Source organism: Micromonospora sp. NPDC048871 (genome assembly GCF_043198155.1).
In the GTDB taxonomy this organism is placed as follows: Bacteria; Actinomycetota; Actinomycetes; order Mycobacteriales; family Micromonosporaceae; genus Micromonospora.
On record NZ_JBICUM010000001.1, the window covers coordinates 858,251 to 881,862 of the forward strand.

The 23,612-nt window shown below is 71.5% G+C and carries 23 protein-coding genes and 1 tRNA gene; 4 read left to right on the forward strand and 20 right to left on the reverse strand.

From position 1 onward, the window contains the following. Nucleotides 1-377: 377 nt before the first annotated feature. The 12 genes from ACGFIK_RS04070 to ACGFIK_RS04125 form a co-directional block, all read right to left on the reverse strand. Nucleotides 378-458 (reverse strand) — tRNA-Leu (locus tag ACGFIK_RS04070). Nucleotides 459-664: 206 nt separating this feature from the next. Further along, nucleotides 665-1,978: an NAD(P)/FAD-dependent oxidoreductase gene (locus ACGFIK_RS04075; protein ID WP_327022691.1), complete on the reverse strand. Its 1,314-nt coding sequence runs from the start codon at nucleotides 1,976-1,978 to the stop codon at nucleotides 665-667. Nucleotides 1,979-2,133: 155 nt separating this feature from the next. After that, complete coding sequence (locus ACGFIK_RS04080) at nucleotides 2,134-2,697, reverse strand: hypothetical protein (RefSeq protein WP_393337691.1); 564 nt, start codon at nucleotides 2,695-2,697, stop codon at nucleotides 2,134-2,136. A 58-nt stretch (nucleotides 2,698-2,755) separates the two neighbouring features. After that, entirely contained in the window at nucleotides 2,756-4,132 is a 1,377-nt protein-coding gene (locus ACGFIK_RS04085) for a DUF58 domain-containing protein (protein WP_327022693.1), read from the reverse strand. Between the two features lie 6 nt (nucleotides 4,133-4,138). After that, on the reverse strand, nucleotides 4,139-5,146 hold the full coding sequence (locus ACGFIK_RS04090) for a MoxR family ATPase (RefSeq protein ID WP_327022694.1): 1,008 nt from the start codon (nucleotides 5,144-5,146) through the stop codon (nucleotides 4,139-4,141). Beyond that, complete coding sequence (locus ACGFIK_RS04095; RefSeq protein WP_327022695.1) at nucleotides 5,146-5,730, reverse strand: hypothetical protein; 585 nt, start codon at nucleotides 5,728-5,730, stop codon at nucleotides 5,146-5,148. Before ACGFIK_RS04095 ends, ACGFIK_RS04090 begins: the two co-directional genes overlap by 1 nt. Next, nucleotides 5,727-6,515 (reverse strand): DUF4129 domain-containing protein, encoded by a 789-nt coding sequence (locus tag ACGFIK_RS04100; protein ID WP_393337568.1) that lies wholly within the window; start codon nucleotides 6,513-6,515, stop codon nucleotides 5,727-5,729. Before ACGFIK_RS04100 ends, ACGFIK_RS04095 begins: the two co-directional genes overlap by 4 nt. Nucleotides 6,516-6,533: 18 nt before the next feature. Next, a complete protein-coding gene (locus tag ACGFIK_RS04105; protein ID WP_327022696.1) occupies nucleotides 6,534-7,274 on the reverse strand; it encodes a uracil-DNA glycosylase in 741 nt (246 codons plus the stop codon). After that, a complete protein-coding gene (locus ACGFIK_RS04110) occupies nucleotides 7,267-7,953 on the reverse strand; it encodes a dienelactone hydrolase family protein (RefSeq protein WP_327022697.1) in 687 nt (228 codons plus the stop codon). The genes ACGFIK_RS04105 and ACGFIK_RS04110 overlap by 8 nt, the downstream gene beginning before the upstream one ends. Nucleotides 7,954-8,298: 345 nt before the next feature. Then, nucleotides 8,299-8,502, reverse strand: coding sequence for an Arc family DNA-binding protein (locus ACGFIK_RS04115; protein WP_327022698.1), 204 nt, complete (start codon nucleotides 8,500-8,502; stop codon nucleotides 8,299-8,301). Nucleotides 8,503-8,538: 36 nt separating this feature from the next. Then, nucleotides 8,539-9,480, reverse strand: coding sequence for a Ppx/GppA phosphatase family protein (locus tag ACGFIK_RS04120; RefSeq protein ID WP_327027261.1), 942 nt, complete (start codon nucleotides 9,478-9,480; stop codon nucleotides 8,539-8,541). Nucleotides 9,481-9,528: 48 nt separating this feature from the next. After that, nucleotides 9,529-9,870 carry a hypothetical protein gene (locus ACGFIK_RS04125; RefSeq protein ID WP_327022699.1) on the reverse strand — a complete coding sequence of 114 codons (342 nt, stop codon included), beginning with the start codon at nucleotides 9,868-9,870 and terminating at the stop codon, nucleotides 9,529-9,531. 284 nt (nucleotides 9,871-10,154) lie between these two features. Between ACGFIK_RS04125 and ACGFIK_RS04130 the strand changes: the two genes are divergently transcribed. After that, nucleotides 10,155-10,973 (forward strand): helix-turn-helix transcriptional regulator, encoded by an 819-nt coding sequence (locus tag ACGFIK_RS04130; protein WP_327022700.1) that lies wholly within the window; start codon nucleotides 10,155-10,157, stop codon nucleotides 10,971-10,973. Beyond that, nucleotides 10,970-11,164: a DUF397 domain-containing protein gene (locus ACGFIK_RS04135; RefSeq protein WP_327027262.1), complete on the forward strand. Its 195-nt coding sequence runs from the start codon at nucleotides 10,970-10,972 to the stop codon at nucleotides 11,162-11,164. Before ACGFIK_RS04130 ends, ACGFIK_RS04135 begins: the two co-directional genes overlap by 4 nt. 212 nt (nucleotides 11,165-11,376) lie before the next feature. On the opposite strand, the gene ACGFIK_RS04140 is transcribed toward ACGFIK_RS04135, so the two are convergent. The 4 genes from ACGFIK_RS04140 to eno are packed head-to-tail and all read right to left on the reverse strand — an operon-like array spanning nucleotide 11,377 to nucleotide 14,433. Continuing rightward, nucleotides 11,377-11,904, reverse strand: a complete 528-nt coding sequence (locus ACGFIK_RS04140) for an amino-acid N-acetyltransferase (RefSeq protein WP_393337573.1) — start codon at nucleotides 11,902-11,904, stop codon at nucleotides 11,377-11,379. Next, entirely contained in the window at nucleotides 11,901-12,458 is a 558-nt protein-coding gene (locus ACGFIK_RS04145) for a DUF501 domain-containing protein (protein WP_393337576.1), read from the reverse strand. Before ACGFIK_RS04145 ends, ACGFIK_RS04140 begins: the two co-directional genes overlap by 4 nt. A 22-nt stretch (nucleotides 12,459-12,480) precedes the next feature. Then, nucleotides 12,481-13,119, reverse strand: coding sequence for a septum formation initiator family protein (locus ACGFIK_RS04150; protein WP_393337578.1), 639 nt, complete (start codon nucleotides 13,117-13,119; stop codon nucleotides 12,481-12,483). Nucleotides 13,120-13,149: 30 nt separating this feature from the next. Next, complete coding sequence (gene eno, locus ACGFIK_RS04155; RefSeq protein ID WP_393337581.1) at nucleotides 13,150-14,433, reverse strand: phosphopyruvate hydratase; 1,284 nt, start codon at nucleotides 14,431-14,433, stop codon at nucleotides 13,150-13,152. Between the two features lie 210 nt (nucleotides 14,434-14,643). Here eno and ACGFIK_RS04160 point away from each other — a divergent pair, with 210 nt between their 5' ends. Beyond that, nucleotides 14,644-15,336 carry a hypothetical protein gene (locus ACGFIK_RS04160; RefSeq protein ID WP_393337584.1) on the forward strand — a complete coding sequence of 231 codons (693 nt, stop codon included), beginning with the start codon at nucleotides 14,644-14,646 and terminating at the stop codon, nucleotides 15,334-15,336. A 3-nt stretch (nucleotides 15,337-15,339) separates the two neighbouring features. On the opposite strand, the gene ACGFIK_RS04165 is transcribed toward ACGFIK_RS04160, so the two are convergent. From ACGFIK_RS04165 to mfd, 4 genes are all read right to left on the reverse strand, one after another. After that, nucleotides 15,340-16,959, reverse strand: a complete 1,620-nt coding sequence (locus ACGFIK_RS04165) for a DUF885 domain-containing protein (RefSeq protein WP_393337587.1) — start codon at nucleotides 16,957-16,959, stop codon at nucleotides 15,340-15,342. Between the two features lie 97 nt (nucleotides 16,960-17,056). Next, nucleotides 17,057-18,031, reverse strand: coding sequence for a nucleoside triphosphate pyrophosphohydrolase (locus ACGFIK_RS04170; RefSeq protein ID WP_327022707.1), 975 nt, complete (start codon nucleotides 18,029-18,031; stop codon nucleotides 17,057-17,059). 2 nt (nucleotides 18,032-18,033) lie between these two features. Further along, a complete protein-coding gene (locus ACGFIK_RS04175; RefSeq protein WP_327022708.1) occupies nucleotides 18,034-18,807 on the reverse strand; it encodes a hypothetical protein in 774 nt (257 codons plus the stop codon). A 68-nt stretch (nucleotides 18,808-18,875) separates the two neighbouring features. After that, on the reverse strand, nucleotides 18,876-22,547 hold the full coding sequence (gene mfd, locus ACGFIK_RS04180) for a transcription-repair coupling factor (RefSeq protein ID WP_327022709.1): 3,672 nt from the start codon (nucleotides 22,545-22,547) through the stop codon (nucleotides 18,876-18,878). A 322-nt stretch (nucleotides 22,548-22,869) separates the two neighbouring features. Between mfd and ACGFIK_RS04185 the strand changes: the two genes are divergently transcribed. Next, nucleotides 22,870-23,562, forward strand: a complete 693-nt coding sequence (locus ACGFIK_RS04185) for a hypothetical protein (RefSeq protein ID WP_327022710.1) — start codon at nucleotides 22,870-22,872, stop codon at nucleotides 23,560-23,562. Nucleotides 23,563-23,612 lie beyond the last annotated feature (50 nt).

Sequence of the window (23,612 nt, forward strand, 5' to 3'; positions counted from 1 at the left end):
CCTGGGTGCCGCGGAGTCGGCAGCGGCGCCGGCCATCCGCAATCTGGTGTTCTGGACCGGGCTCGCCCTGGTCTCGGGACGCCTGCTGGGGCGGCGCCTCGCCTGGGTGTTTCCACTGGCGGCGCTGTTCCCGTTCGACTGGTTCGGCTTCGACGCGGTGACCAACCAGCCCAAGTGGTGGGCCTTGCCGATCTTGCCGAGCAACAGCGCGAGTTGGCTCGCCGCCGCCGCCACCATGCTCGCCGGCACCGCACTGGCCCTGCTGTCGCAGCAGCGGACCGCGCGGTTGAAGCGGGGGTTGAAGCGACTCGTGCTCCCGCGTGCCCGTCAGCCGGCATCGTCCGGCGCGGTGACCCGTCCTCCGACAGGTGCCGAGGTGCCCGGGGCGGGGGTCGAACCCGCACGCCTTTCGGCAGCCGCTTTTAAGGCGGCCGTGTCTGCCGTTCCACCACCCGGGCGGGTGACCCCGACGCGTAGTACGCGCGGTGCAGTGCCACGGTAGCGGTTTCCCGGCCGGTACGACGTCCCGTGTGCTGGCCGCTCCGGCCCGAACTCGGAACGACGCACGTCAACGCGCTGCCCCCGGCCGCAACGAGGCAGCACAGGGGGCAGGCGTTAAGAGGGGACCCCTCCTCTACGTGAGACGTTAAGAAGGGGCCCTTCCTTACTTGCGGGAGGCTTCGGCGAAATCCTCGCGGGGGTCGTGCAGCTGACCCAGGGCGACCACCTCGCGCTTGAGAACGAAGGCCAGGGTCCAGTCGACCACGACTCGGATCTTGCGGTTGAACGACGGAATCCGGCTCATGTGGTACGTGCGGTGCATGAACCAGGCCGGCCAACCGGTCATCTTGATGCCGTAGACCTGGGCCACCCCCTTGTGCAGGCCGAGGCTGGCCACACTGCCGGCGTGTTTGTGCTTGTAGGCGACCGGCTCCCGCCCCCGGATCACGGCCACGATGTTGTCGGCCATCCGCTGGGCCTGCCGTACGGCGTGCTGGGCGCTCGGCGAGCAGTAGTTGCCCGGTGCCTTGGTCAGGTCCGGTACAGCGGCGCAGTCCCCGGCACTCCACGCGCCCTCGACGATCCGGTCGCCGTCGACCACCTGAAGGGTCGGCAGGCAGGTGACCCGACGCCGCTCGTCGCGGGGAAAGTCGGTGGCGTCCAGCATCGGTGCGGGCTTCACCCCGGCGGTCCAGACGATGGTGTCGGATGCGAAGCTGTCCCCGTCGGAGAGCTTGACCACCCCGTCGACGCAGGACTCCAGGCGGGTGTCCAGCCGGATGTCCATGTCCCGCTTCAGCAGCTGCTGCACCGTGTAGGCGCCCATGTCCCGGTCGACCTCGGGCAGCACCCGCTGGGTGGCTTCGACCAGCACCCACCGCATGTCCGAGGTCTTCAGCTCCGGGTAGTACCGCAGCGCGTCGCGGGCCATGTCCTCCATCTCGGCCAGGGCCTCGATGCCGGCGTACCCGCCACCGACGAAGACGAAGGTCAGTGCCCGGCGGCGCACCTCGGGGTCGGTGGTGGCGGCGGCCACATCCAACTGCTCCAGCACGTGGTTGCGCAGGTAGATGGCCTCACCGATGGTCTTGAAGCCGATGCCGTGCTCGTGCAGCCCGGGAATCGGCAGGGTGCGGGAGACCGAGCCGGGGGCGACGACCACATGGTCGTACGCGATCTCCCGGGGCGGGCCCACGATCGGCTGGACGGTGGCGATCTTGCGGTCGTGCTCGATGCGGGTGACCGCACCGGCCACTACCGTGCACTTGCGCAACTCCCGACGCAGCGGCACCACGGCGTGTCGCGGAGAGATGTTGCCCCCGGACGCCTCCGGCAGGAAGGGTTGGTACGTCATGTGCGGCTGGGGGTCGACGACGACGACCTCAGCCTCACGGGAACTCAGCTTCTTCGACAGGCGCAGCGCCGCGTAGAGACCGACATGCCCGGCACCCACCACAAGGATCCGCTTCGGATTCACGCCTACCATCTTTCCCCCAGCGACGGCGCTAATCCCGCTCACAGCCGCCTTCTGTGACCGAGCACAACCTCCCTGTGATCTGGGCTACTCAGTCAATCGACCGCACTTCGGGCACGGGTGCCGGACGGTCCCACAGGCCCCTCAAGCCCCTCAGGTCACCGGCGTTTCAGCAGCCAGGCCAGCCACGCGGTCACCCCGAGAGCCACCACGAGACCGGCGATCGTGACGGACTGCCAGCCGGCCGTGCCCGCACCGATCCGGCCCACCTCCAGCAGCAGCACCCCGAGCACGGCAGTGGCGAGCAACACCCAGCCGGTACGCGTGAGCCAACGCACGATCAGGTCCGGGTCCACCACCGCGTCGTACGGCAGGACCGCCACCAGGGCGCACAGGGTGTGGGTGAGATAGAGGAGCACCGCCACGGCCATCAGCCGCCACAGGGCGACCGGTCGGTCGTACCCGTCGGTGGCCATCAACCAGCCTCCGACGGTGACCAGCGCGGCGAAGGTGGGCCAGAACCGGCGCGGCGCCAGCGCGGGCAGGGCCGCGACCGCGAGCAACGGCAGCAGGGCCTGCCCCGCGACGACCTCGGCCGGGTACGCCAGCAGCAGCCCCGCCAGCGAGCTGACGAAGATCCCGAGGCGGATCAGCACCGGGGCCAGCGCGATCCGGCTCGCCACCGTCTGCAACGTGCGGATCCGACCAGTGAGGCTTCCGATCACTGAGCTGGCTCTCCGTTCGCGACTGCGGGACTCCGCTGCGCTGCATTCCTCGCGCTCACCGGCCACCTACCCGGGGGGCGGCGGCCAGGCGGGCCACATCACGCAGCACCTGGTCGAGGCTGCCGGCGCCGGCCCACGGTACGACCGGCACCCCGTGCTCGCGTAGTTGCGCGATCATCGTGTCCCGGTCCAGCCGCCACAGCCGGTACGCCACCTCGGCCCAGCCCCGGTCCTTGGGGGGCGACAGGTCCGCCGGCAGGGTGTCCACGGCGACCACGAACCGCCCCGAACGGGCCAGCCGGGCCAGCATCTGCGCGGACCGCTCCTCCAGCAGCGGGGTGAGCACCACCACCAGGGCGTCCGCGGAGAGCAACTGCGAGCCGAAGACCTGGTCGTACGGCTCGTGCGGGGAATGCTGGGCCTTGACGTCCAACAGCCATTCCAGGACGGTCAGGTACTGCCGCCGCCCGGTGGCCGGACGCAGTCGCCGGGCGCTCGGGCCGTACTCCAGCAGGGCCACCCGGTCGCCCCGATGCAGGTAGTGCTCGGCGATGGCGGCGGCGGCCCGGACGGTGGTGTCCAGCACCGTGGCCGCGCCGGCGACGCCGCCGGAGCGGCCCGCCTCGGCCAGCACGTCCAGCAGGACGATCACCTCGGCGTCCCGGTCGGAGAGGGTGGCCGCCACGTGCAGTTGCCGGGCCCGCAGCGACACCCGCCAGTCGATGCGGCGGAGCCGGTCGCCGGGGGCGAAGACGCGTACCCCGGCCAACTCGCCGCCTTCCCCGGCCCGCCGGGAGTGGTGCGCGCCGACCAGGCCGGCCGCCCGGGGCATCGCATTGACCGCCTCGAAGGGCTCGGTTTTCGGGTACACCCGGTTGACGACCGGTTCGGCGATCACCGCGCGGGAGACCAGCAGGCCCTGCGCGGCGGCTACCCGGGCCCCGGCCGGGCCGAACGGGTGCCGCCCCCAGCGCAGGGCGGTGCCGGTCAGTTCCAGGTCCACCGCGGTGTCCGGCTCCACCGAGGTGACGAACGGCCGGTCGGTCACCGAACGGCGGTCGCCGCTGCGCCCGCTGACCGCCCCACCGGCCAGGGCGGCCTGGTCGATGCGCAGCCAGGGCGAGACCCGGGTACGCAGCACGGCCACGTCGTACGGTGTCGCGTCCGGGTTGCCGACGCTGACCCGCCCGACCAGCTCGCCCCCCTCCACCAGGTGTCCCTCGACGACACTGACCCACACCCGGGGCAGCTCGGTGGGGCGATGGCGCAGCGCGTACGCCGTGCCCAGGGCGAAGGGGGCGGCCAGCACGATCAGGTCCACCCGGCCCAGCAGCACCGCCGCGACCAGCAGCAGGCCGGTGAGCAGCACCGCCCGACCGAGCGCCGAGGTGGGCGCCCAGTTGGCCGGTGCCGATCGATCCGCGAGCCTCACGTCGGGTCAGACCCCCGGCCGCCCGGCGGCGTAGCTGGGCAGTGCCCCGCTGGCCGGTGCCGGGGTCTGGTCGAGGACCTCACCGACCACGAAGGACGGGTCGACCCGACGCAGCCACATCTCCGGCCGCAGGGTGATCCGGTGGGCCAGGGCCGGCACCGCCACCTCCTTGACGTCCTCCGGCACCACGAAGTCCCGGCCGGAGAGCACCGCCCGTACCCGGGCCAGCAGCAGCAACGCCAACGAGCCGCGCGGCGAGGCGCCGACCAGCACCGAGGGATGTTCGCGGGTGGCCGCGGTCAGAGCCACCATGTAGCGGCCCACCGAATCCTCCACGGTGACGTCCTCCAACGCCCCCTGCATGGCCCGCAGGGTCGCCGCGTCGACCACCGGCTTGATCTCGGCCTCCTCGCGGCGGCGGGCCATCCGACGGCGCAGCACCTCCCACTCCTCCTCCTGGGGCGGATATCCGAAGGACACCCGCAACAGGAACCGGTCCAGCTGCGCCTCCGGCAGCGGATAGGTGCCCTCGTACTCGATGGGGTTGGCGGTGGCCAGCACGTGGAAGGGCTCGTCGAGCCGGTAGGTCACCCCCTCCACCGAGACCTGCTTCTCCTGCATCGCCTCCAGCAGGGCGGACTGGGTCTTCGGCGGAGTCCGGTTGATCTCGTCGGCGAGCAGCAGGTTGGTGAAGACCGGCCCGGCCCGGAAGGCGAAGTCCCCGCTGCGCTGGTCGTACAGGAAGGAGCCGGTGACATCGGCCGGCAACAGATCCGGGGTGAACTGCAGGCGCCGGAAGTCCAACCCGAGCGCCTGGGCGAAGCACCGGGCGGTGAGGGTCTTGCCCAGGCCGGGCAGGTCCTCCAGCAGCACGTGGCCACCGGCGAGGATGCCGGCGAGCACCAGTTCCAGGGCGTCCCGCTTGCCGACCACGACCTGGCCCACCGCGTCCAGTACCGCCCGGGCGAGGTGACCGACCTCGGTGGGGGGCATGGTCCGGGCGGTGTCGTTCATCAGATCTTCTCCAGTTCGGCGACGATCACCGCGAGGTCGCGCGGTGAGGGGGTACGGCGAGGCGGGGTTTCCAGGAACATCCACAGGCGATCACCCAGCAGAGCACGGGCCCGGGTCGGGTCCGACTCACGGGTCACGCCGTGCTTGAGGCGGAGCCGCTCGTCGGCCAGTTCGGCCAGCCGGGGCAGGACCAGCCCGGTGAACCGCTCCGGGCGGGACTTCGTCCACTCCAGCGGCACTTCCCAACGGTTGATCGCGCTACGCAACGCGTCCCGGGCGTCCCAGTTGTACATGCCGTCCTCCTCGCCACCGGAGCCTGAGGTGGACCGCGCGGATCTCGGCGGCGGGGCCAGCAGGACGACGATGCGACGCACCAGCAGCAGGGTGACCACCGCAGCCACCAGCACCAGCAACGACACCCGCAGGCCGACCGCGCGGAGCCCGGCGACGAGCACCACCGTGCCGGCGGCGGCGACACCGAGGAAGGTGGCGACCGTCCGTAGCCACCCGGCCGGGCGCTGCTCGGGCTGGACCGACCGGTCCTCGTCGAAGCTGAGCAGGTCGTCGATGCTGGTGCTGCTCATGTCGTCACCTGTTCGACCGTGGCGGCGAGTTCACCGCGCAACCGGCGCAGGGCGGCCCGCGCCTGGTCGCGGGTGTGTTCGTCGACCGGCCGGGTGGCGTACCGGGCCTCCCGGTAGACGTTCGCGAACTCGGCCAGCACATCGGCGCTGACGATGGCCGGCACACCGGCGGAGGGGTCGCCGCGCAGCAGTCGGGTGACCAGGTCGGTCGGGGTGTCGCCGGCCAGCCGGGGCACCCCGGCCGCGGCGGCTGCCTCTTCGAGGCGTACCCAGCAGGCGATCACCGCGGTCCGGGGGTCGGTGGAGCGATCGTCCAGTTCGACCAGACCGGCGTCGACCGCGGCGACGACCTCCCGGGCGGTGCCCTCGGCGTCGCGTCGGGCGACCCCGACCGGCAGCCGTCGGGTGACCCGCCGGGCCACCGACCGCATCACACTCCACCCCAGATAGCTGAGGGCGGCCAGCAGCGCCATCCCCAGCAGCACCACGGCCACCGTGCCGAGCCAGGTGGGCAGGGCCGTGCTGGCCTGCTCGGCGGCTTGCCGCGGCTCGGCCGGAATGGAGGGTCTGGGATCGCCGGTCGGGTACTCCAGCACGAAGGGAGCGTCCTGCACGGCGGGCGGGATCCGGCTGGCTCCGATGGAGGAATTGGTGGCGGCCAGCGCCACGGCAGCCAGCAACGCGGCCACCACCGCGACCGGCCACCACCTGCGTACGAGGTCCATTCGGTCCACCTCCGGGCCACCGGGGCGTACGCCGGGCAGGTCAGGGGTCCTGTCCGTCATCGCCACCACCCCGCAGCCTCAGTCCACCTCGGCCAGTCGTTTCGCCTCGGTGAACACATCGTCCAGCATTCCTGGTGTCAGTCGTCCCGTGAAGGTGTTCTGCTGGCTGACGTGGTAACAGCCGAGCAGTTCCGGTACGGCCGTGCCGGACCAGTGTGCCCCATGGCCGAACGAGGGTCGCGGGCTGGGCGCGGCGACACCGTAGACCTCCCGGGACACCGGCCACCACGCGGCCCAGGCGAAGGCACCCAGGGCGACCACCACCCGCAGGGTCGGTCGGATCATCGCCACCTCCCGATGCAGCCAGGGGGCGCAGGTGTCCCGCTCGGCGGGGGTGGGCTTGTTGTCCGGTGGGGCGCAGCGGACGGCCGCGAAGATCCGGGTGTGCTGCAGGGCCAGCCCGTCGTCGGCGGCCACACTGGTGGGCTGGTTGGCCAGGCCGGCGCGGTGCAGGGCCGCGAAGAGGACGTCACCGGAGCGGTCACCGGTGAAGATCCGCCCGGTGCGGTTGCCGCCGTGCGCCGCCGGGGCCAGCCCGAGGATGCCGATCCGGGCCATCGGGTCACCGAACCCGGGCACCGGCCTGCCCCAGTACTCCTGGTCCCGGAAGGCGGCCCGCTTGGTGCGCGCCACCTCCTCCCGCCAGGAGACCAGCCGGGGGCAGGCGTAACAGTCGCTGACCGCCGCGTCGAGGTCGGCCAGGTCGGTCGCCCGCGCGGCGCGGGCGACCACCTCGGCGGGGGTACGCGAGTCAGCCAAGCTTCGCCCGGAAGAGTTTCAGGCTGCGGGCCCAGGCACTGGTGGCGGCCCGCTGGTCGAAGTGCTCCGGCCGGTCCTCGTTGAAGAAGGCGTGCGCGGTGCCCGGGTAGTCGTGCAGGTTGCAGGTGCCACCGGCGTTTTCGATGGCCCGGCGTACGGTCTGCACCCCCGGGTCGGCCGAGGTGCCGTCCGCCTCGGAGCAGTGCACCAGGGCGTCCTTACCGGCGTAGTCCGGCCACTCCGACCGCATCCCCTCCCAGGGCAGGCGGGGGTAGAAGGCCGTCGTGGCGACGATCCGCTCGGAGAAGTTCCCGGCCCACAGGGCCAGGCTGGCCCCGGCGCAGAACCCGGCGCAGCCGATCTTGCCGGTCACCTCGTGTCGGCCGGCCAGGTACTCGGCGGCCGCGGCGATCTCCCGCGCCGCCTCGTCCATCTGCGGCCCGTTCAGCATCTGCTGCGGCTCGCTCGGCTTGCCGGCCGGTTCCCCGCGCCGGAAGTCCGGGGCCAGGGCCACGAAGCCCGCCTCGGCGAACCGGTCCACCACCGACCGGATGTGCGGCGCCAGCCCCCACCAGTCCTGGATGACGATGACGGCAGGGCTGGCCGTGCCGGTGGCCGGTATCGCGAGGTAACCCTCATGCGTACCGCCACCACCACGGTAGGTAACCATTTCGCCCATCGGCCCGTCCTCCTAGCGGTCAGTCATCGTTGGCTGGTCGCCCAGTGGTCCTACGTGCCGGTAGCCTGCCACGCGGTCACCTCCCGCCGGAAGATGCCGGAACAGTGGCATACACCTCCTGTTCGCATCCGCGCTGGCTGCTGCGGAAGATGTCTCAACCGGCGAGACTCCAGGCGATGCCGTCGATGGGCTGCGAGGAAGGTCGTGCGGCGGTCAGACGCGCAGCTTGCGGAGTTCGCGGGCGATGTCGGAGACCCTCCGTCAGAGTGCCACCGACCACCGACATCACGAGTCTCAGCCTGATCAGGACGATCTCCATGAGGCCGTCGCCTTCGAGGTAGCTGGTCACTCCGACAACCGCCGCAGCAGTTCGGCGTCGCGCTCGGCCACCTCCCGCGCAAGGTCCCGTACGCGGGCACGGCGACTGCGCGCCGAGACGTACTCCTCGACCGCCACGACGATGATGGCGTTCATTGAACGATGCTCCTGCGCAGCGAACTGTTCAAGCCGCTCGTGCAGCCCGTCCGGCAGATTGACCGTGGTGACCATGCGGAAATCATGCCGCCTGTGAGCAGGAAGAACCACCTATCCTGGAGTCCCGGCGAGACTCCAGGCGATGCCGTCGAGGATGTCGTGCTCGGAGGCGACCACCGAGTCCAGGCCGGCCCGCTCCATGATCACGCGGAGGACGAGGGCACCGGCCCCGATCACGTCGGCCCGGCCGGGGTGCATCACCGGGATGGCCAGCCGCTGCTCGCGGGTCATCGCCAGCAACTGTGCGGTCACCTCGGCCACCCGGTCGTACGACACCCGGGCGTGGTGGATGCGGCTCGGGTCGTACTCGGTGAGGCCCTGGGCTATCGCGACCACGGTGGTGACCGAACCGGCCAGCCCGACCAGGGTGGCCGCCTCGCGGCCCGGTACGGCCGTCAACGCCCGGTCCACCGCGACAGCGATGTCCGCCTGGGCGGCGGCGATCTGGTCCAGGCCGGGCGGGTCGCCGTGCAGGTGCCGCTCGGTCATCCGGACACAGCCGATGTCCATCGAGATCGCCGCGTGCACCCCCGCCTCCCGGCTGCCGACGACGAACTCCGTAGAGCCACCCCCGATGTCCACCACCAGGTACGGCGACCGGGCCTCGGCGGGCAGCCCGCGCACCGCCCCGGTGAAGGAGAGCCGGGCCTCCTCGTCGCCGCTGACCACCTCGGGCGGCACCCCCAGGGTCTGCTCCACCATGGCCCGGAAGTCGGCGGCGTTCTCGGCGTCCCGGCTGGCCGAGGTGGCGCACATCCGCACCCGTTCGGCCCCCAGCTTCGCGATGTCGGCGGCGAAGTCGGTCAAGGCGATCCGGGTCCGCTCGATCGCCTCCGGGGCCAACCGGCCGGTGGCGTCCACCCCCTGACCCAGCCGCACGATCTCCATCCGCCGGGTCAGGTCGACCAGGGGTGCGGTCGTACCCGCCGAGGGGTCGGGCAGGTCGGCGACCAGCAACCGGATGGAGTTGGTTCCGCAGTCGATGGCGGCCACACGCGTCGTCACGTCGGTCACCCTATAGCGCCACCGCGCCGCGAACTCCTACTCGCCGTCCCCGTCGCGCCGGGCTCTCCGTCCCCGTCCCGCCCACCCGACGAACCGGTGGAACAGCGCCATCGGCTCGGGCCCGTCGTGTGGGTTGAGGTGGTAGAGATCGCGCATGGCCTCGTACATCAGGCCGGCTAGGTAGATCGCCAGGCCGACGGCGTTCCGGTCGAACTCGACGCGAAGCAGGAGCCGCGCCTCGGCGCAGGGCCAGGGCTGCCCGTCGACCCGACAGCACCACATCGGCCGCAGCGGGGTGTGTGGGGCGTTCGTCCCGCTGGCGTACGGGCGCACAGGGTGCGGACCCCGGCCCGGCCCCAGGAGTTGAGTAGTAATCATCGTCATTCACCATTCGTTCGCCACTGCTGAGACACCGGGTGTGCACATCGACCTTCATCGGATCGGTGATTGGGAGGGGCCGCCCCGGCACGGGGGAAGTCCAGGGCGGCCCCGACACGAAATCCACCCCGTCCCTTCTTGGATAGGAGCAGATCCGTATGTGTGGGAGTCTGCCTAGGACCACACGGGTGTCGATACGTGCTCGTGACATCTGCGCAGGTGGCAGCGGCGATAGAGCCGGTTTGACAAGACGTCGGGCGGAATTGGGCAGAGGTGAGGAATCGATGGGCAACGCGATCGACTACGTACGTGAGGAACTGCGACTGCTCCGGGCTCACCTCGGGTTGAGTCAGGACGATTTCGGCCGGGTCATCGGCTATTCCGGCTCACACGTCAGCTCGGTCGAGACCGGCGGCCGACCACCCACGAAGGACTACATGCTCGCCGTCGACCGCGCCCACGATCCGGCCTTCGACGTGGAGGCGGCGGAGGGGCGGTTCGGCCGGATGCTGCGGGAGTTGTCGAAGCTGGAGCAGACGCCGTCGTGGCTGCGGGAATGGATCGAGCTGGAGCGCGAGGCGGTGCTGCTGCGGTGGTACGAGCCTGCATTCGTGCCCGGCATCTTCCAGACCGAGGCGTATGCCCGGGGAATGATGGACAACGGCCTGCTCCTACCCGACCAGATCGACCAGCGGGTGGCATCCCGACTGGACCGGCAGGCGATCCTCACCCGGGACGTGCCGGTGCCGGTGGTGGCGGTGCTCGACGCGATGGTGCTCCGGCGGGGCATCAACGGGCGTACCGACATCATGCGGGAGCAGCTCGAACAGTTGGTCAAGATCACCGAGCTGCCGCACGTACAGATCCTCGTGGTGCCGGAGGAGACCGGGATCTACCCTGGGTTGCAGGGAGGGTTCATCCTCGCCACTCTGGGCGACGGCTCAGAGGTGGCCCACCTCGACCACCAGGTCCGGGCGCAGATCGTCAACCACACCGACGACCTGGCCGCCCTGCAACGGACCTGGGAGGCGGTCCGGGGCGAGGCGCTCCCCCGCAGGCAGTCCCTCGACCTGATCAAGGAAGCGGCCCAGACATGGACATGACAGATGCCAGGTGGCGCAAGTCGACCTACTCCGGCACCAACGGCGGGTCGTGCGTGGAGGTGGCCGACAACCTGACCGGGGTCGTGCTCGTCCGCGACACCAAGGACCGGGACGGCGGCACCCTCGCCTTCACCCCGACCTCCTGGGCGAGCTTCATCGCGCTGGCGAAGACGACCGCCCCGACCCCCTGACCGCCCGCTGACGCCGAAGCCCCGACCAGCCGAAGCCCGACTGGGCGGGGCTTCGGCGTGTGTCGGCCCAGCGGCCGACCCCCACTTGGCGAACCCGTGTCCCGAAGAACCGCGAGAGCGCAGACGGCTCAGCTCGACAGGGCCTGAAGCGGCAACCTCACCCGGCTCGCAGGCATCCCGCCACGCCGGGCGGGCAGCCCGTTACGCCGAGGTCAGAGGCGCAGCAGCATCCGGGTGTTGCCCAGGGTGTTGGGCTTGACCCGTTCCAGGTCGAGGAACTCGGCGACACCCTCGTCGTAGGAGCGCAGCAGCTGCTCGTAGACGGGGTGCGGCACCGGGGCCCCGTCGATCTCGGTGAAGCCGAACGAGGCGAAGAAGCTGGTCTCGAAGGTCAGGACGAAGATCCGGGCCACCCCCAGCTCCCGGGCCGCGCTGATCAGCTCGGCGACGATCCGGTGCCCGATCCGATGCCCCCGGAAGCGGGGGTCGACGGCGACCGTACGGATCTCGGCCAGGTCCTCCCACATCACGTGCAGGGCGCCGCAGCCCACCACCTGGCCGTCGCTGACCCGGCTGGCCACCCGGAACTCCTGCACGTCCTCGTAGAGGGTGACCGTGGCCTTGCTGAGCAGCCGCCGGTCGTCGGTGTAGGTGTCGACCAGCCGTCGGATGGCCCGTACGTCGGCGGTGCGGGCCCGCCGGATCACGATGTCGTCCGGCACCGTCGCCTCGGCGGTCACTCAGTCTCCGGCAGGTCGACGCAGCGCCCGGCCGCCCACCAGGGCTCGACCAGGTCGAGGGTCTCGTCCCCGAAGGGGTTGACTCCGGGCCCGGCGCCCAGGGCGTGACCCAGGTGCACGTGCAGGCACTTGACCCGGCCGGGCATCCCACCGGCGGAGATGCCGGCGATCTCCGGTACCTCCGCGATGGCCTCCCGGCGGGTCAGGTAGTCCTCGTGCGCGGCCCGGTAGCGGGCGGCCAGCTCCGGGTCGGCGGCCAGCCGGTCGGCCATCTCCCGCATCAGCCCGGCCGACTCCAGTCGGCTGCACGCGGCCGTCGCCCGGGGGCAGGTCAGGTAGTACAGGGTGGGGAAGGGGGTGCCGTCGGCCAGCCGGGGGGTCGTCTCCACCACGTCGGGCAGGCCGCAGGGGCAGCGGTGGGCCACCGCACGGGTCCCTCGGGGCGGGCGGCCGAGCTGGGCGGCCACCGCCGCCAGGTCGGCCTCGGTGGCCGGCTCACGCTTCGGTGGGGGTACGGAAGCCGCCGCCGGCTCCGGCGGTGGTACGACAGTCACGGTGCCATCTCTCGTTCGGTGCTCACTCGTCCAACTGCGAGTCGGTCGTCGGGTCGAGCTGCGCGGCGTCAGCGGCCCGCACGCTGGACCACAGGGTGTCGTACCAGGGGTCCGGCTCGACCGGCACCTCCGGTTCCCCGCTCCGGCCCGCGTCCCGGGCCGCCCCGGCCGGATCCTCCAGCAGGATCACCATCTTCTCGCCGGGCCGGTGCATGAAGAACCGTTCCCGGGCCTTCGTCTCGATGTACGCCTCGTCCTGCCACTTCTCGGCCTCGCTGGTCAGCTCGGCGATCAGTCTGCGCTGGGCCGCCTGGGCGGCCTCCATCCGTTCGATGTCGGCCTGCTGATCCAGGTAGACCCGGACCGGATAGGTGTAGGCCAGCGCCAGGGCGATCAACACCGCGATCAGCACGGTGGCGCGGCCGGTGAGACCTCGGGGTCGGGGGGCAGCCATCCGGGTCACCCCGCCGGCCGCCGCCCGCCTGGCGGCAGGCCGCTTGGCGGAGCGTACGCCCTCGGCACCGCGGGCGGCCGACGGCGCGCGACCGGCGGTACGCGACTGGGCGCGCACCCCGCTGTCACGGACCGTGCCTCGCCCGGTGCCGGGGCGGACCGGCCGGCGGGCCGGACGCTGACCACCCGGCGTGCGGCGCTGCTGCATCACACCCCTCCCCCGAGGTCTCGCTTCGGCTCAGGCGGAACGGTAGCGCGGGAAAGCGCCCGCGCCGGCATACCGCGCCGCGTCGGCCAGCTCCTCCTCGATCCGCAGGAGCTGGTTGTACTTCGCCACCCGGTCCGAGCGGGCCGGGGCACCAGTCTTGATCTGGCCGCAGCCGGTGGCCACCGCCAGGTCGGCGATGGTGGTGTCCTCGGTTTCCCCGGACCGGTGGCTCATCATGCACTTGAAGCCGGCCCGGTGGGCCAGGTCGACCGCGTCCAGGGTCTCGGTCAGCGAACCGATCTGGTTGACCTTCACCAGTACGGCGTTGGCGGCCTTCTCGGCGATGCCCCGGGCGATGCGCTGCGGGTTGGTGACGAACAGGTCGTCCCCGACGATCTGGATCCGGTCCCCGATCGCGGCGGTCAGGGTCTGCCAGCCGGTCCAGTCGTCCTCGGCCAGGGGGTCCTCGATCGACACGATCGGGTACGCGTCGGCGAGCTTGGTGTAGTACGCGCTCATCTCCTCGGCGGTCTTAGCGACCCCCTCGAAGGTGTAGCGGCCGTCGGCGAAGAACTCCGTGGCCGCCACGTCGAGGGCGAAGACGATGTCCGTACCGAGCCGGTAGCCGGCCTTCTCCACCGCCTCGGCGATCAGGTCCAGGGCGGCGGCGTTGGTGGGCAGGTTCGGGGCGAAGCCCCCCTCGTCGCCGAGCCCGGTGGACAGGTCCTTCTTCTTCAGCACCGACTTCAGCGCGTGGTAGACCTCCGCACCGGAGCGCAGCGCCTCCCGGAAGCTGGGGGCCCCGATCGGCGCGATCATGAACTCCTGGATGTCGACATTGCTGTCGGCGTGTGCCCCACCGTTGAGGATGTTCATCATCGGCACCGGCAGCAGGTGCGCGTTCGGGCCGCCCAGGTAGCGGAAGAGGCTCAGCTCGGCGCTGCCGGCCGCGGCCTTGGCCACCGCCAGCGAGACCCCCAGGATGGCGTTCGCGCCCAGCTCGGCCTTGTTGTCGGTGCCGTCGATGTCGAGCATCTTCTGGTCGATGACCCGCTGCTCGCTGGCCTCGTAGCCGATCAGCTGGTCGACGATCCGGTCCTCGATGTTGGCGACCGCCTTCTCCACTCCCTTGCCCAGGTAGCGGCTCTTGTCACCGTCGCGCAGCTCGATCGCCTCGAAGGCGCCGGTCGAGGCGCCGGAGGGCACGGCCGCCCGGGAGATCGTCCCGTCGTCGAGCCCGACCTCGACCTCGACGGTCGGGTTACCCCGCGAGTCCAGGATCTCCCGAGCCTCGATTACCTCGATGGTTGCCACTGAGTCGCTCCCTTTGTGTGGTCTCGTCCGGTATCGGCCGCGACGGTGCGGCTGAGGCAGGTGTTGAACGCAGCGTATCGGTCCCGGCCTGCCCGCATGGCGACCGGGCGGGCCCTGGACGGCCGGGGCAGGTCGGACATTCCCGGATTCTCGTGCCTCAACCGGCAACGAGTTTGCGTGAGCGGGACCTGATCGATCAGGCTTGTCGCCATGTCCGCCGCCTCGACCACCCTTCGCACCCTCGCCGCGTCGGTCGCCGTGTTGCTCACCGTCACCGGATGCCAGGCTCTGGACGACGCCGGGCGGGCCATGGGACGGTCCGACATCGTCAATGATCTGGCCGCCCGGATCGACCGGGCCCTGGAGATGACCTACTCGGCGGAGTACCAGCTCGGCGGAGGGCGGACCGCCCTGATCACCCAGGCCCAGGACCCGGCCCGGTCCGCGTATGAGTGGCCCGACGGGAAGCTGACGGTCACCGCCGAGGCGACCACCCACTGCGAGACCGAGGGCGAACGCCCGGTCTGCACCCTGGAAGCACCCCCGGCCGTCAACAGCAAGCCCTCCGTGGTGGTCTACGCCGCCGCCGAGCGGGAGGGTCTGGTCACCCCGCCGATGGTGATGGGGCTGCTGACCGCCGCCGCCCTGGACCCGGGGACGGTCATCACCCAGAGCAGCACCACCATCGCCGGGCTCCTGGCCACCTGCGTCGAGGTGCGGCAGGGCAGCGAGGACTTCTCCGCCTGCGTGACCGGTGAGGGAGCGTTGGGCAGCTTCACCGGCCGGATCGACGGCGAGCCCGTGGAGGTGGCGATGAGCCGCTTCCGGGAGCAGGTCGACGGGGCGGCCTTCGAGCTGCCGAAGGGGGCCGGGATCGTGGATCGTCGGCAGAGCGGCTCCTGACCCTCACACCCCCAGCAGAGTCCGCAGATGCCGCGGCGGCGGGCAGTTGTGGGCCAGCATCTCGTCATGCCACTCGCGTAGCGACACCCCGGCGGGTCGGGCGGCGGCGATCTGCGCCACCTCGTGGTAGCCGACGAAGTAGGTCGACAGCTGGGTGGAGGTGAGCAGGGCCCGCCGCCACTTGCCCGCCGCCTCACCCTCCTCCTGGAAACCGCGCCCGGTCAGCAGCGCCATCGCCTCCGCCTCGGGCAGGTCCTCGGCGTGCACCAACTGGTCCAGCAGGGCGTTGATGGTCATCCGGAGCTGCATCTTGAGCTGCTGAAGGCGTACCGGCAGGCCACCGAAGCCGTGCTCGACCATCAACTGCTCGGCGTAGACCGCCCAGCCCTCCACGAAGGGGCCGGATCGGGTCAGGGCCCGTACCCGGGTGGAGCCCAGGTGGCGGCGGGCGTGGGCCAGTTGCAGGAAGTGCCCCGGCATCGCCTCGTGCACGGTCAGATTGCGGATCATGTGGTCGTTGTACTCGCGGTAGAAGGAGTCGACCTGGTGCGCCGGCCAGTCCGCCGGGGCGGGTGCGATGCAGTAGAAGGTCGGCAGGTCGGCCGTCTCCAGGGCACCGGGGGCGTCGCAGTAGGCCACCGCCACCCCCCGGGCGAACTCCGGCATCACCTGGATCACGCACGGGTCCTCCGGCACGGTGACCAGGTCGTGGGCGCGGACGAAGTCGCTGGCCTCGTCCATGGTGATCGAGGCCAGGTCGACGATGGTCTGGTCGTCGGGATGTTCGGCGGCGAGCAGGTCCAGGGCTCGGCGTACCGCCTGGTCGTCAGCCGGGCCGCCGACCAGGTCGACCGCGGCCGCGCGGATCTCCTCACCGATCCGGTCCAGGGCCTCCCAGGCCCGACGCTGGATCTCGGCGGCACTCAGCTCGGTGTCCAGGGCGTACCACAGTTTCGCCTCCCACCGACGGCGGCCCAGTCGCGGATCGCGGCCGGGTCCCGCGTCTACCGCAAGACCGGCGCGCAGCCAGGCGACGAACTCCTCCAGGGCGGCGATCGCGCCGGTGGCCGCCAGCTCTACCTGGTCCAGCAGGGCGGGGGCCTGGTCGACCAGGGCCGGGACCTGGTCGCGGATCAGCGCCGCCGCGCCGGTGAACTGCCCGACCGCGGTCTCGGCATGGATGCGGGGCATGTCGCCCAGGGTGGCGCGGGCGGTGGCCAGGGCATCCGGCACGGCCGTCAGCCGACCCACCAGGGCGGTAAGCCGCTGCTCGGCCGGGGCGTACGGCCGGGCCAGGAGCTGGTACAGCAGGGGCCCGGGGTTGTGCACGAGGGGGTTCCACTCGTGCTCACGGATCTCGGTCAGCTCGAACATCTGCCGGTCGACCAGGGTGGACAGCAGGGCGTGGTCCACCTGCTCGTCGACCTCCAGGGCCTCCGGGTCGATCTCGCACAGGACACTCGCGGCGTCCACCAGCATGGCCCGGTCCCCGGCCACGGCCTCGGCACTGAGATCCGGCAACCGGTCGTCGAACCGATGATCCCCCGCCGCAGTGGCCATCCCCGGCCGACTGACCAGCAGAGCCTCGACGATCCGCTCCCCCACCACCCCAAACGGTTCCACCCCCCGACCCTACCCACCGAACCGACCCCCCGCCGCCATCCGGTTGATCAAGAGGTTTGCGTCTACCGGGGCGCGATTCCAGACGCAAACTTCTTGATCAACTCGACGGAGTGGGGGGTTCGGGGAGGGTTTTCGCGTAGGCGAGGGTGGTGTGGCGGAGGGCGGATTCGGGGTTCAGGCCGGCGGCCTGCGCTTGAGCCACTGTGGACAGGAGGGTGGCGCCCAGGGCCTGTTCGGGAGTCGGTTGGGTCTCGGGGGTGGGGAGGGGGGCGGTCAGGTTGGCGCGGGCGGCGCGGTCCAGGATCTGCGTGGCCAGGGCCAGGGCGGGCTGGCTCAGCGCGATGCCCTCCAGCACCGACTTGCGGGCCTTCTCGGACTGCTTGATCCGCTCCCAGTTGGCGGTGATCTCCTCCAGGCTGCCCGCCTCTTCCCCGGCGAAGACATGCGGATTACGGCGGATCATCTTGTCGACCAGCCCACCGGCAACATCGTCGATGGTCCACCGCTCGTCCTCGGGCAACTCCTCGGCCAGCCGGGCGTGCAGCACCACCTGAAGCAGCACGTCGCCCAACTCCTCGCGGAGCCCGTCGGTGTCCGAGGCGACGATCGCGTCGTACGCCTCGTAGCACTCCTCCAACAGGAAACCGGCCAGGCTCTGGTGGGTCTGGGCCCGCTTCCAGGGATCACCACCGGGCGAGAGCAACCGGTCCAGCACGGCCACCGCGTCGAGCAGCCGAGCCCCCGGGGGATCCCAGGAGCCGTACATCAGCTCCAGCTCGGCCAGCCCCGGCTGCCGGGCCAGGCGCAGGCCGAGTTCCCGGGCCAGGGTCTCGTCACCGGCCGGGCCGGCCAACCAGACCACGGTGTCGTGGGCCGCCGCGGCGTCCAGCAGCGCCGGCACCACCGGGCCGTCCGGCACCCGCACCTGACCGCCCGCCGACCGGATCGCCGTGGCCAGCTCACTCTCCGCCCCGGCCAGCACCACAGCGGTGCGTACGACATCCCAGGCGGCTGCCGTCAGCAGACCGGCCGGCAACCGGGGTGAGGTCACCAGTAGGACGATCCGGGGCATGCTCAGCCGTGCCCGTGACCCGCGGGGTCCCCTTCGTCCCCGGGACCCGTCGGCATCGGCTTCGGGGTGGAGATGTCCGTGACCGCCGTGGAGGCGGGCTCACCCAGCGGCACGCCCACCGCGACGATCGGAGTCGCACCCGAGAAGCTCAACACCGGGAACACCAGCGGACGGTAACGGGGGTTGACGGTCACGTCGTACGCCTTGACCGCCTCGGCCAGCGAGTTGCGGTTGGCCAGGGCGTAGCGCAGCTGCTCCCCGTCGAGCTGGCTGGCCGCCTGCTCCACAGTCACCTCGGCCGGTACGGCGCCGGCCCGTTTGCCGGCCGCGACCAGGTCGGCCAGCTCCTGCTGGGTCGGGGCCACCGGCTCGCCGACCGGGATACCGGACAGGCAGCTGTACAGCTCGGCGGTGCGCCGCACGTACTCGGTCTCGGGGTTCATCCCGACACCCTGGGCGATCTGCGCGGGATCGACGACGTTCTGCGGCCGGTAGTTCTCGGCGGCGGAGACCCGCTCGCACACCTCGTTGAGCACCAGGACGCTGACCACCTCGCTGCGCCCGGGCAGCCGGGGCTGCTGCCCCGGCATGGCCGCGTCCTCCTCGGTCGGCGCCGGGTTGTTCACCCGGGCGTCGTCGATGATCGCGGTGACCGCATCCTCGGTGACCGCATGGTCACCGACATAGGCGGCGACACCGGGTTCGGAACGACAGCCGGCGAGGGCAACCAGGCCGACCGCCATGCTGGCGACGGCGACAAGACGGCGAGCACGCATTCCGTCACTCTCTCATGAGCGGTCCCCGCCCTGGCTGGGAGGGTTCCGCCGCAGCCTCGCCAGGTGCATCAGCGGGCGGCGGCGGTGGCCGGTTGGGCGGGGGTGGGGGTGGGGGCCCCGAGGACGTCGGAGAGCAACTGGGCGCACCAGTCCAGCAGGGCTTGGTCGCGCAGGGGCTCCCCGCCGATCCGGCGGGTGGTCGGACGCGGGACGCTGACCTGGTCCAACGCGGACTTGTAGACCGAGTCGGGGTGGTAGCGCTTGAGCCGCAACTGCTTGGAATCCGGCAGCGGCAGCGGACTGAACCGCAGGTGCTTGCCCTGCACACTGACGTCGGTCAGGCCGTAGCGGCGGGCCAGCAGCCGGAACCGCGCCACCGCGATCAGGTTCTGCACCGGGGCGGGCGGCTCGCCGTACCGGTCGGTCATCTCGGCGGCCACCTCGCGCAGCCGCTCCTCGTCCCGGGCCTCGGCGAGCTTGCGGTACATCTCCAGACGCAGCCGCTCCACACCGACGTAGTCGTGCGGCAGGTGGGCGTCCACCGGCAGGTCGATCTTGACGTCGGTCTCCTCCTCGGGCTGCTCGCCCTTGAAGGCGGACACCGCCTCACCGACCATCCGCACGTACAGGTCGAACCCGACGCCCTCGATGTGGCCGGACTGCTCGCCGCCGAGCAGGTTGCCGGCCCCCCGGATCTCCAGGTCCTTCATCGCCACGTACATGCCGGCACCCAACTCGGTGTGCTGGGCGATGGTGGCCAGCCGCTCGTGGGCGTGTTCGGTCAGCGGCTTGTCCGGCGGGTAGAGGAAGTACGCGTACGCCCGCTCCCGGCCCCGGCCAACCCGGCCCCGGATCTGGTGCAGCTGGGCCAGGCCCAGCAGGTCGGCCCGCTCCACGATGAGTGTGTTGGCGTTCGGGATGTCGATGCCGGACTCCACGATCGTGGTGCAGACCAGCACGTCGAACTCCTTCTCCCAGAAGCCGACCATGACCTTCTCCAGGGCCTCCTCGCCCATCTGGCCATGCGCCACCGCCACCCGGGCCTCGGGCACCAGTTCCCGCAGCTTGCGGGCGGTCCGCTCGATCGACTCCACCCGGTTGTGCAGGTAGAAGACCTGGCCGTCGCGGAGCAGCTCACGGTGGATCGCGGCGGCCACCTGCCGGTCGTCGTACGCCCCGACGGCGGTGAGCACCGGGTGCCGCTCCTCCGGCGGGGTGGCGATGGTGGACATCTCCCGGATGCCGGTGATCGCCATCTCCAGGGTTCGCGGGATCGGGGTGGCCGACATGCTCAGCACGTCCACCGCGGCCCGCATCGACTTCAGGTGTTCCTTGTGCTCCACCCCGAAACGCTGTTCCTCGTCGACGATCACCAGCCCCAGCGACTTGAACCGGGTGGCGGCCGCCAGCAGCCGGTGGGTGCCGATGACGATGTCGGCCGTGCCGTTGGCCACCATCTCCAGGGTCTGCTCGGCCTCCTTCGGGGTCTGGAACCGGGACAGCTGCCGGATGGTCACCGGGAACTGGCTCATCCGCTCCGCGAAGGTGTTGTAGTGCTGCTGCACCAGCAGGGTGGTCGGCACCAGCACGGCGACCTGCTTGCCGTCCTGCACCGCCTTGAAGGCCGCGCGTACCGCGATCTCGGTCTTGCCGTAGCCGACGTCGCCGCAGATCAGCCGGTCCATCGGGACGCTCTGCTCCATGTCCCGCTTGACCTCTTCGATCGCGGCCAGCTGGTCGGGGGTCTCCTGCCAGGGGAAGGCGTCCTCCAACTCCCGCTGCCAGGGGGTGTCCGGCCCGAAGTTGTGGCCCTTGGAGGCCTTGCGGGCGGCGTAGAGCTGAATCAGCTGGGCGGCGATCTCCTTGACCGCCTTGCGGGCCCGGGCCTTGGACTTCTGCCAGTCCGAGCCGCCCATCTTGTGCAGGGTGGGCTGCTCACCGCCGACGTACCGGCTGAGCTGGTCGAGCTGGTCGGTGGGGACGAAGAGACGGTCGCCCGGCTGGCCGCGCTTGCTCGGGGCGTACTCGATGACGAGGTACTCCCGGGAGGCCCCGTTGACCGTACGCTGCACCAACTCCACGTACCGGCCGATGCCGTGCTGCTCGTGCACCACATGGTCACCGGCGCGCAGCTCCAACGGGTCGATGGTGTTGCGCCGACGGCTCGGCATCTTGCGCATGTCCCGGGTGGAGGCACCCCGTCCACCGGTGACGTCGTTGCCGGTCAGCAGCACGAACCGGGCCGCCTCGTCGACGAAACCACCGGTCAGGCTGCCGCAGGTGACCAGCAGTTCACCGGCGGTGGGGGCCGCCGGCACCTGCTCGGTCATCCTGGCCCCCAGGCCACCGTCGCGCAGCACCTGCACCGCCCGCTGGGCGGGACCGTGCCCCTCGAAGACCAGCGCGATCGACCAGCCCTCGCCGGCCCACCGCTTGAGGTCGTCGACCACCCGGGCGGTCTCCCCGTGGTAGAGGGGCGCCGGCTGGGCGGCCAGGGTCACCGCGATCGCGTCGTCCGGGGTGACCTCTACGGTGGCCGGTTCGTCCTCCCAGGGCTGCCGTTGCGCCGCACCCGGCTCGGCCAGCCCGAAGGGGGACAGGGTCCACCAGGGCTGGCGCAGGGTGGCGGCGTGTGCGCGTACCTCGGCCAGGGTCCGGAAGGCGGCGGCGCCCAGGTCGATCGGGGCCTGGCCCCCGACGGCGGCGGCGGCCCAACTGGCCGCCAGGAACTCATCCGAGGTACGCACCAGGTCGTGGGCGCGGGTGCGGATCCGCTCCGGGTCGCAGAGCAGTACGTGGGTGCCGGCGGGCATGCAGTCCAGCAGCAGCTCCATGGAGTTCGCGCCGATCAGCGCCGGGGCCAGGGACTCCATCCCCTCCACCGGTACCCCGCCGGCCAGCTTGTCCAGGATCTCGGCCAGTTCCGGATGCTGCCCGGCCAGGGCGGCGGCCCGCTCCCGTACCGCCGGGGTGAGCAGCAGTTCCCGACAGGGCGGTGCCCAGAGCTGGGGAACCTGCTCGATGGTGCGCTGGTCGGCGACCGCGAAGGTGCGGATCTCCTCCACCTCGTCGCCCCAGAACTCGACCCGACAGGGGTGCTCGTCCGTGGGCGGGAAGACGTCCAGAATGCCGCCGCGTACGGCGAACTCACCCCGCTTGGTGACCAGGTCGACCCGGGCGTACGCCATGTCGGTCAACCGGCGGGCGACCTGCTCCAGGTCGGCCTCGTCCCCGGCGGACAGCCGCACCGGCTCCAGGTCACCGAGCCCCTTGAGCTGCGGTTGCAGCAGGGACCGCACCGGGGCCACGACCACCCGCAACGGCCCGGTACGCCCGTGCGCGTCCGTGGAGTCCGGATGGGCCAGCCGGCGCAGCACCGCCAGCCGCCGACCCACCGTGTCCGAGCGGGGGGAGAGCCGCTCGTGCGGCAGGGTCTCCCAGCTAGGGAAGATCGCCACCTGCTCGGCCGGCAGCAGGCTGCCCAGCGCGGCGACCAGGTCCTCGGCCTCCCGACTGGTCGCCGTCACCGCCAGCACCGGCCGCCCCGCGCCGCCGCCCGGTTTGTCGGCTGCGGTGGTGGGGTCGGCCGCGACGGCGGCCACCGCGAACGGGCGCAGGGCCGGCGGGGCGGTCAGGTCGAGACCGTCGACCTGGGCCGCACCGGAGCGCGCCAGGTCACGAACCCGGGCCAGACCGGGGTCGGCGAGGGCTGCGGCGAACAGTCCGGTGAGCGCAGTCATGATCACTTCCGAGGCGGGGACACGACGAGCACCCCGCGTCCGGCCGGACGGGGGGTCATACCGGTCGACACTATCGCTCCGGGCCGACGATCCACCGCCGTCCACGGCTGTTGCCGTGCTCAGGTTCACCCCGCACCCGCCGACCGGCCTTGACGCTGCCACCGCTCTGTGATCGGCTGCCCCCGCTGGACGGGGATGTGGTACGCAGTTCGACGTTACGGGCGTTTTCGCCGACCGCGACCCACACCCCGGTCGCAGTGCAGGTCCCCCGCGGACGACACCTTCCCTCCCGACGCCCGTATCCACCGGAGACCGGAGAACCGTGACCGATCCGCCACCCGGCTACCCACCCCCACCCCCGCCGTACGGCGGCCAACCCCCCGCCGTGCCCCCACACCATGCGCCGTACCACGGCCAGCCCTCGGGTCCTCCCCCACCACAAGCGCCCATGGTCGCCCGCATTCCGCAGGACCAGCCCTTCGTCGTACGCCCCAACCTCGTCAAGCGAGGGCTGCTCTTCGGCGGCATCACGCCGCTGCTCGTCGCCCCGCTCGCCACCTGCGCCAGCCTCGGCATCCTGGATTCCGCCGACCCCGACCTGCGCGAGAACGCCGCTTTGAGCATCCTGGGCCTGGTGGGCTGCCTGCTCGCGCTGAGCGCCGTCCCGATCGGGATCCAGTTGTGGTTGCTCGGGCGTGCCCCGGTGCTGGCGCTGGGCCCGGCCGGGCTGTGGATCCGCACCCGACCCACCCGTGGCCAGGCTGTCTGGTTGCCCTGGGAGGCCATCGCGCAGATCTCCCGCCGCCGCTGGACCTTCGAGAAGATGCTCGTGGTCAAGCCCTACGATCCCCGGATACTGCCGAAGGCAGGCTTCTACACGGCGCTGGACAGTGCGGCAATGAGCGCCCTGCACGGTTCCGGCCTGGTTGCCACCCTCAACTTCGCCGACAAGTCCGAGGCGGAGATCCTCGCCGCCGTCGCCCACTTCAGCGCCAACCGCTGCCGCCTCACCTAACGGCACCCACCTCACCCCCACCCCCACCCCCACCCCCTCCCCCTCCCGCC

Bases quoted from the DNA above. Each gene is read 5' to 3' on its own strand.
- ACGFIK_RS04135 (WP_327027262.1), top strand. From the start codon at position 10,970: ATGACAGATGCCAGGTGGCGCAAGTCGACCTACTCCGGCACCAACGGC.
- ACGFIK_RS04090 (WP_327022694.1), bottom strand. From the start codon at position 5,146: ATGAACGACACCGCCCGGACCATGCCCCCCACCGAGGTCGGTCACCTC.
- ACGFIK_RS04095 (WP_327022695.1), bottom strand. From the start codon at position 5,730: ATGAGCAGCACCAGCATCGACGACCTGCTCAGCTTCGACGAGGACCGG.
- mfd (WP_327022709.1), bottom strand. From the start codon at position 22,547: ATGACTGCGCTCACCGGACTGTTCGCCGCAGCCCTCGCCGACCCCGGT.
- ACGFIK_RS04100 (WP_393337568.1), bottom strand. From the start codon at position 6,515: ATGACGGACAGGACCCCTGACCTGCCCGGCGTACGCCCCGGTGGCCCG.
- ACGFIK_RS04125 (WP_327022699.1), bottom strand. From the start codon at position 9,870: ATGATTACTACTCAACTCCTGGGGCCGGGCCGGGGTCCGCACCCTGTG.
- ACGFIK_RS04150 (WP_393337578.1), bottom strand. From the start codon at position 13,119: ATGCAGCAGCGCCGCACGCCGGGTGGTCAGCGTCCGGCCCGCCGGCCG.
- ACGFIK_RS04160 (WP_393337584.1), top strand. From the start codon at position 14,644: ATGTCCGCCGCCTCGACCACCCTTCGCACCCTCGCCGCGTCGGTCGCC.
- ACGFIK_RS04110 (WP_327022697.1), bottom strand. From the start codon at position 7,953: ATGGGCGAAATGGTTACCTACCGTGGTGGTGGCGGTACGCATGAGGGT.
- ACGFIK_RS04175 (WP_327022708.1), bottom strand. From the start codon at position 18,807: ATGCGTGCTCGCCGTCTTGTCGCCGTCGCCAGCATGGCGGTCGGCCTG.
- ACGFIK_RS04130 (WP_327022700.1), top strand. From the start codon at position 10,155: ATGGGCAACGCGATCGACTACGTACGTGAGGAACTGCGACTGCTCCGG.
- ACGFIK_RS04115 (WP_327022698.1), bottom strand. From the start codon at position 8,502: ATGGTCACCACGGTCAATCTGCCGGACGGGCTGCACGAGCGGCTTGAA.
- ACGFIK_RS04170 (WP_327022707.1), bottom strand. From the start codon at position 18,031: ATGCCCCGGATCGTCCTACTGGTGACCTCACCCCGGTTGCCGGCCGGT.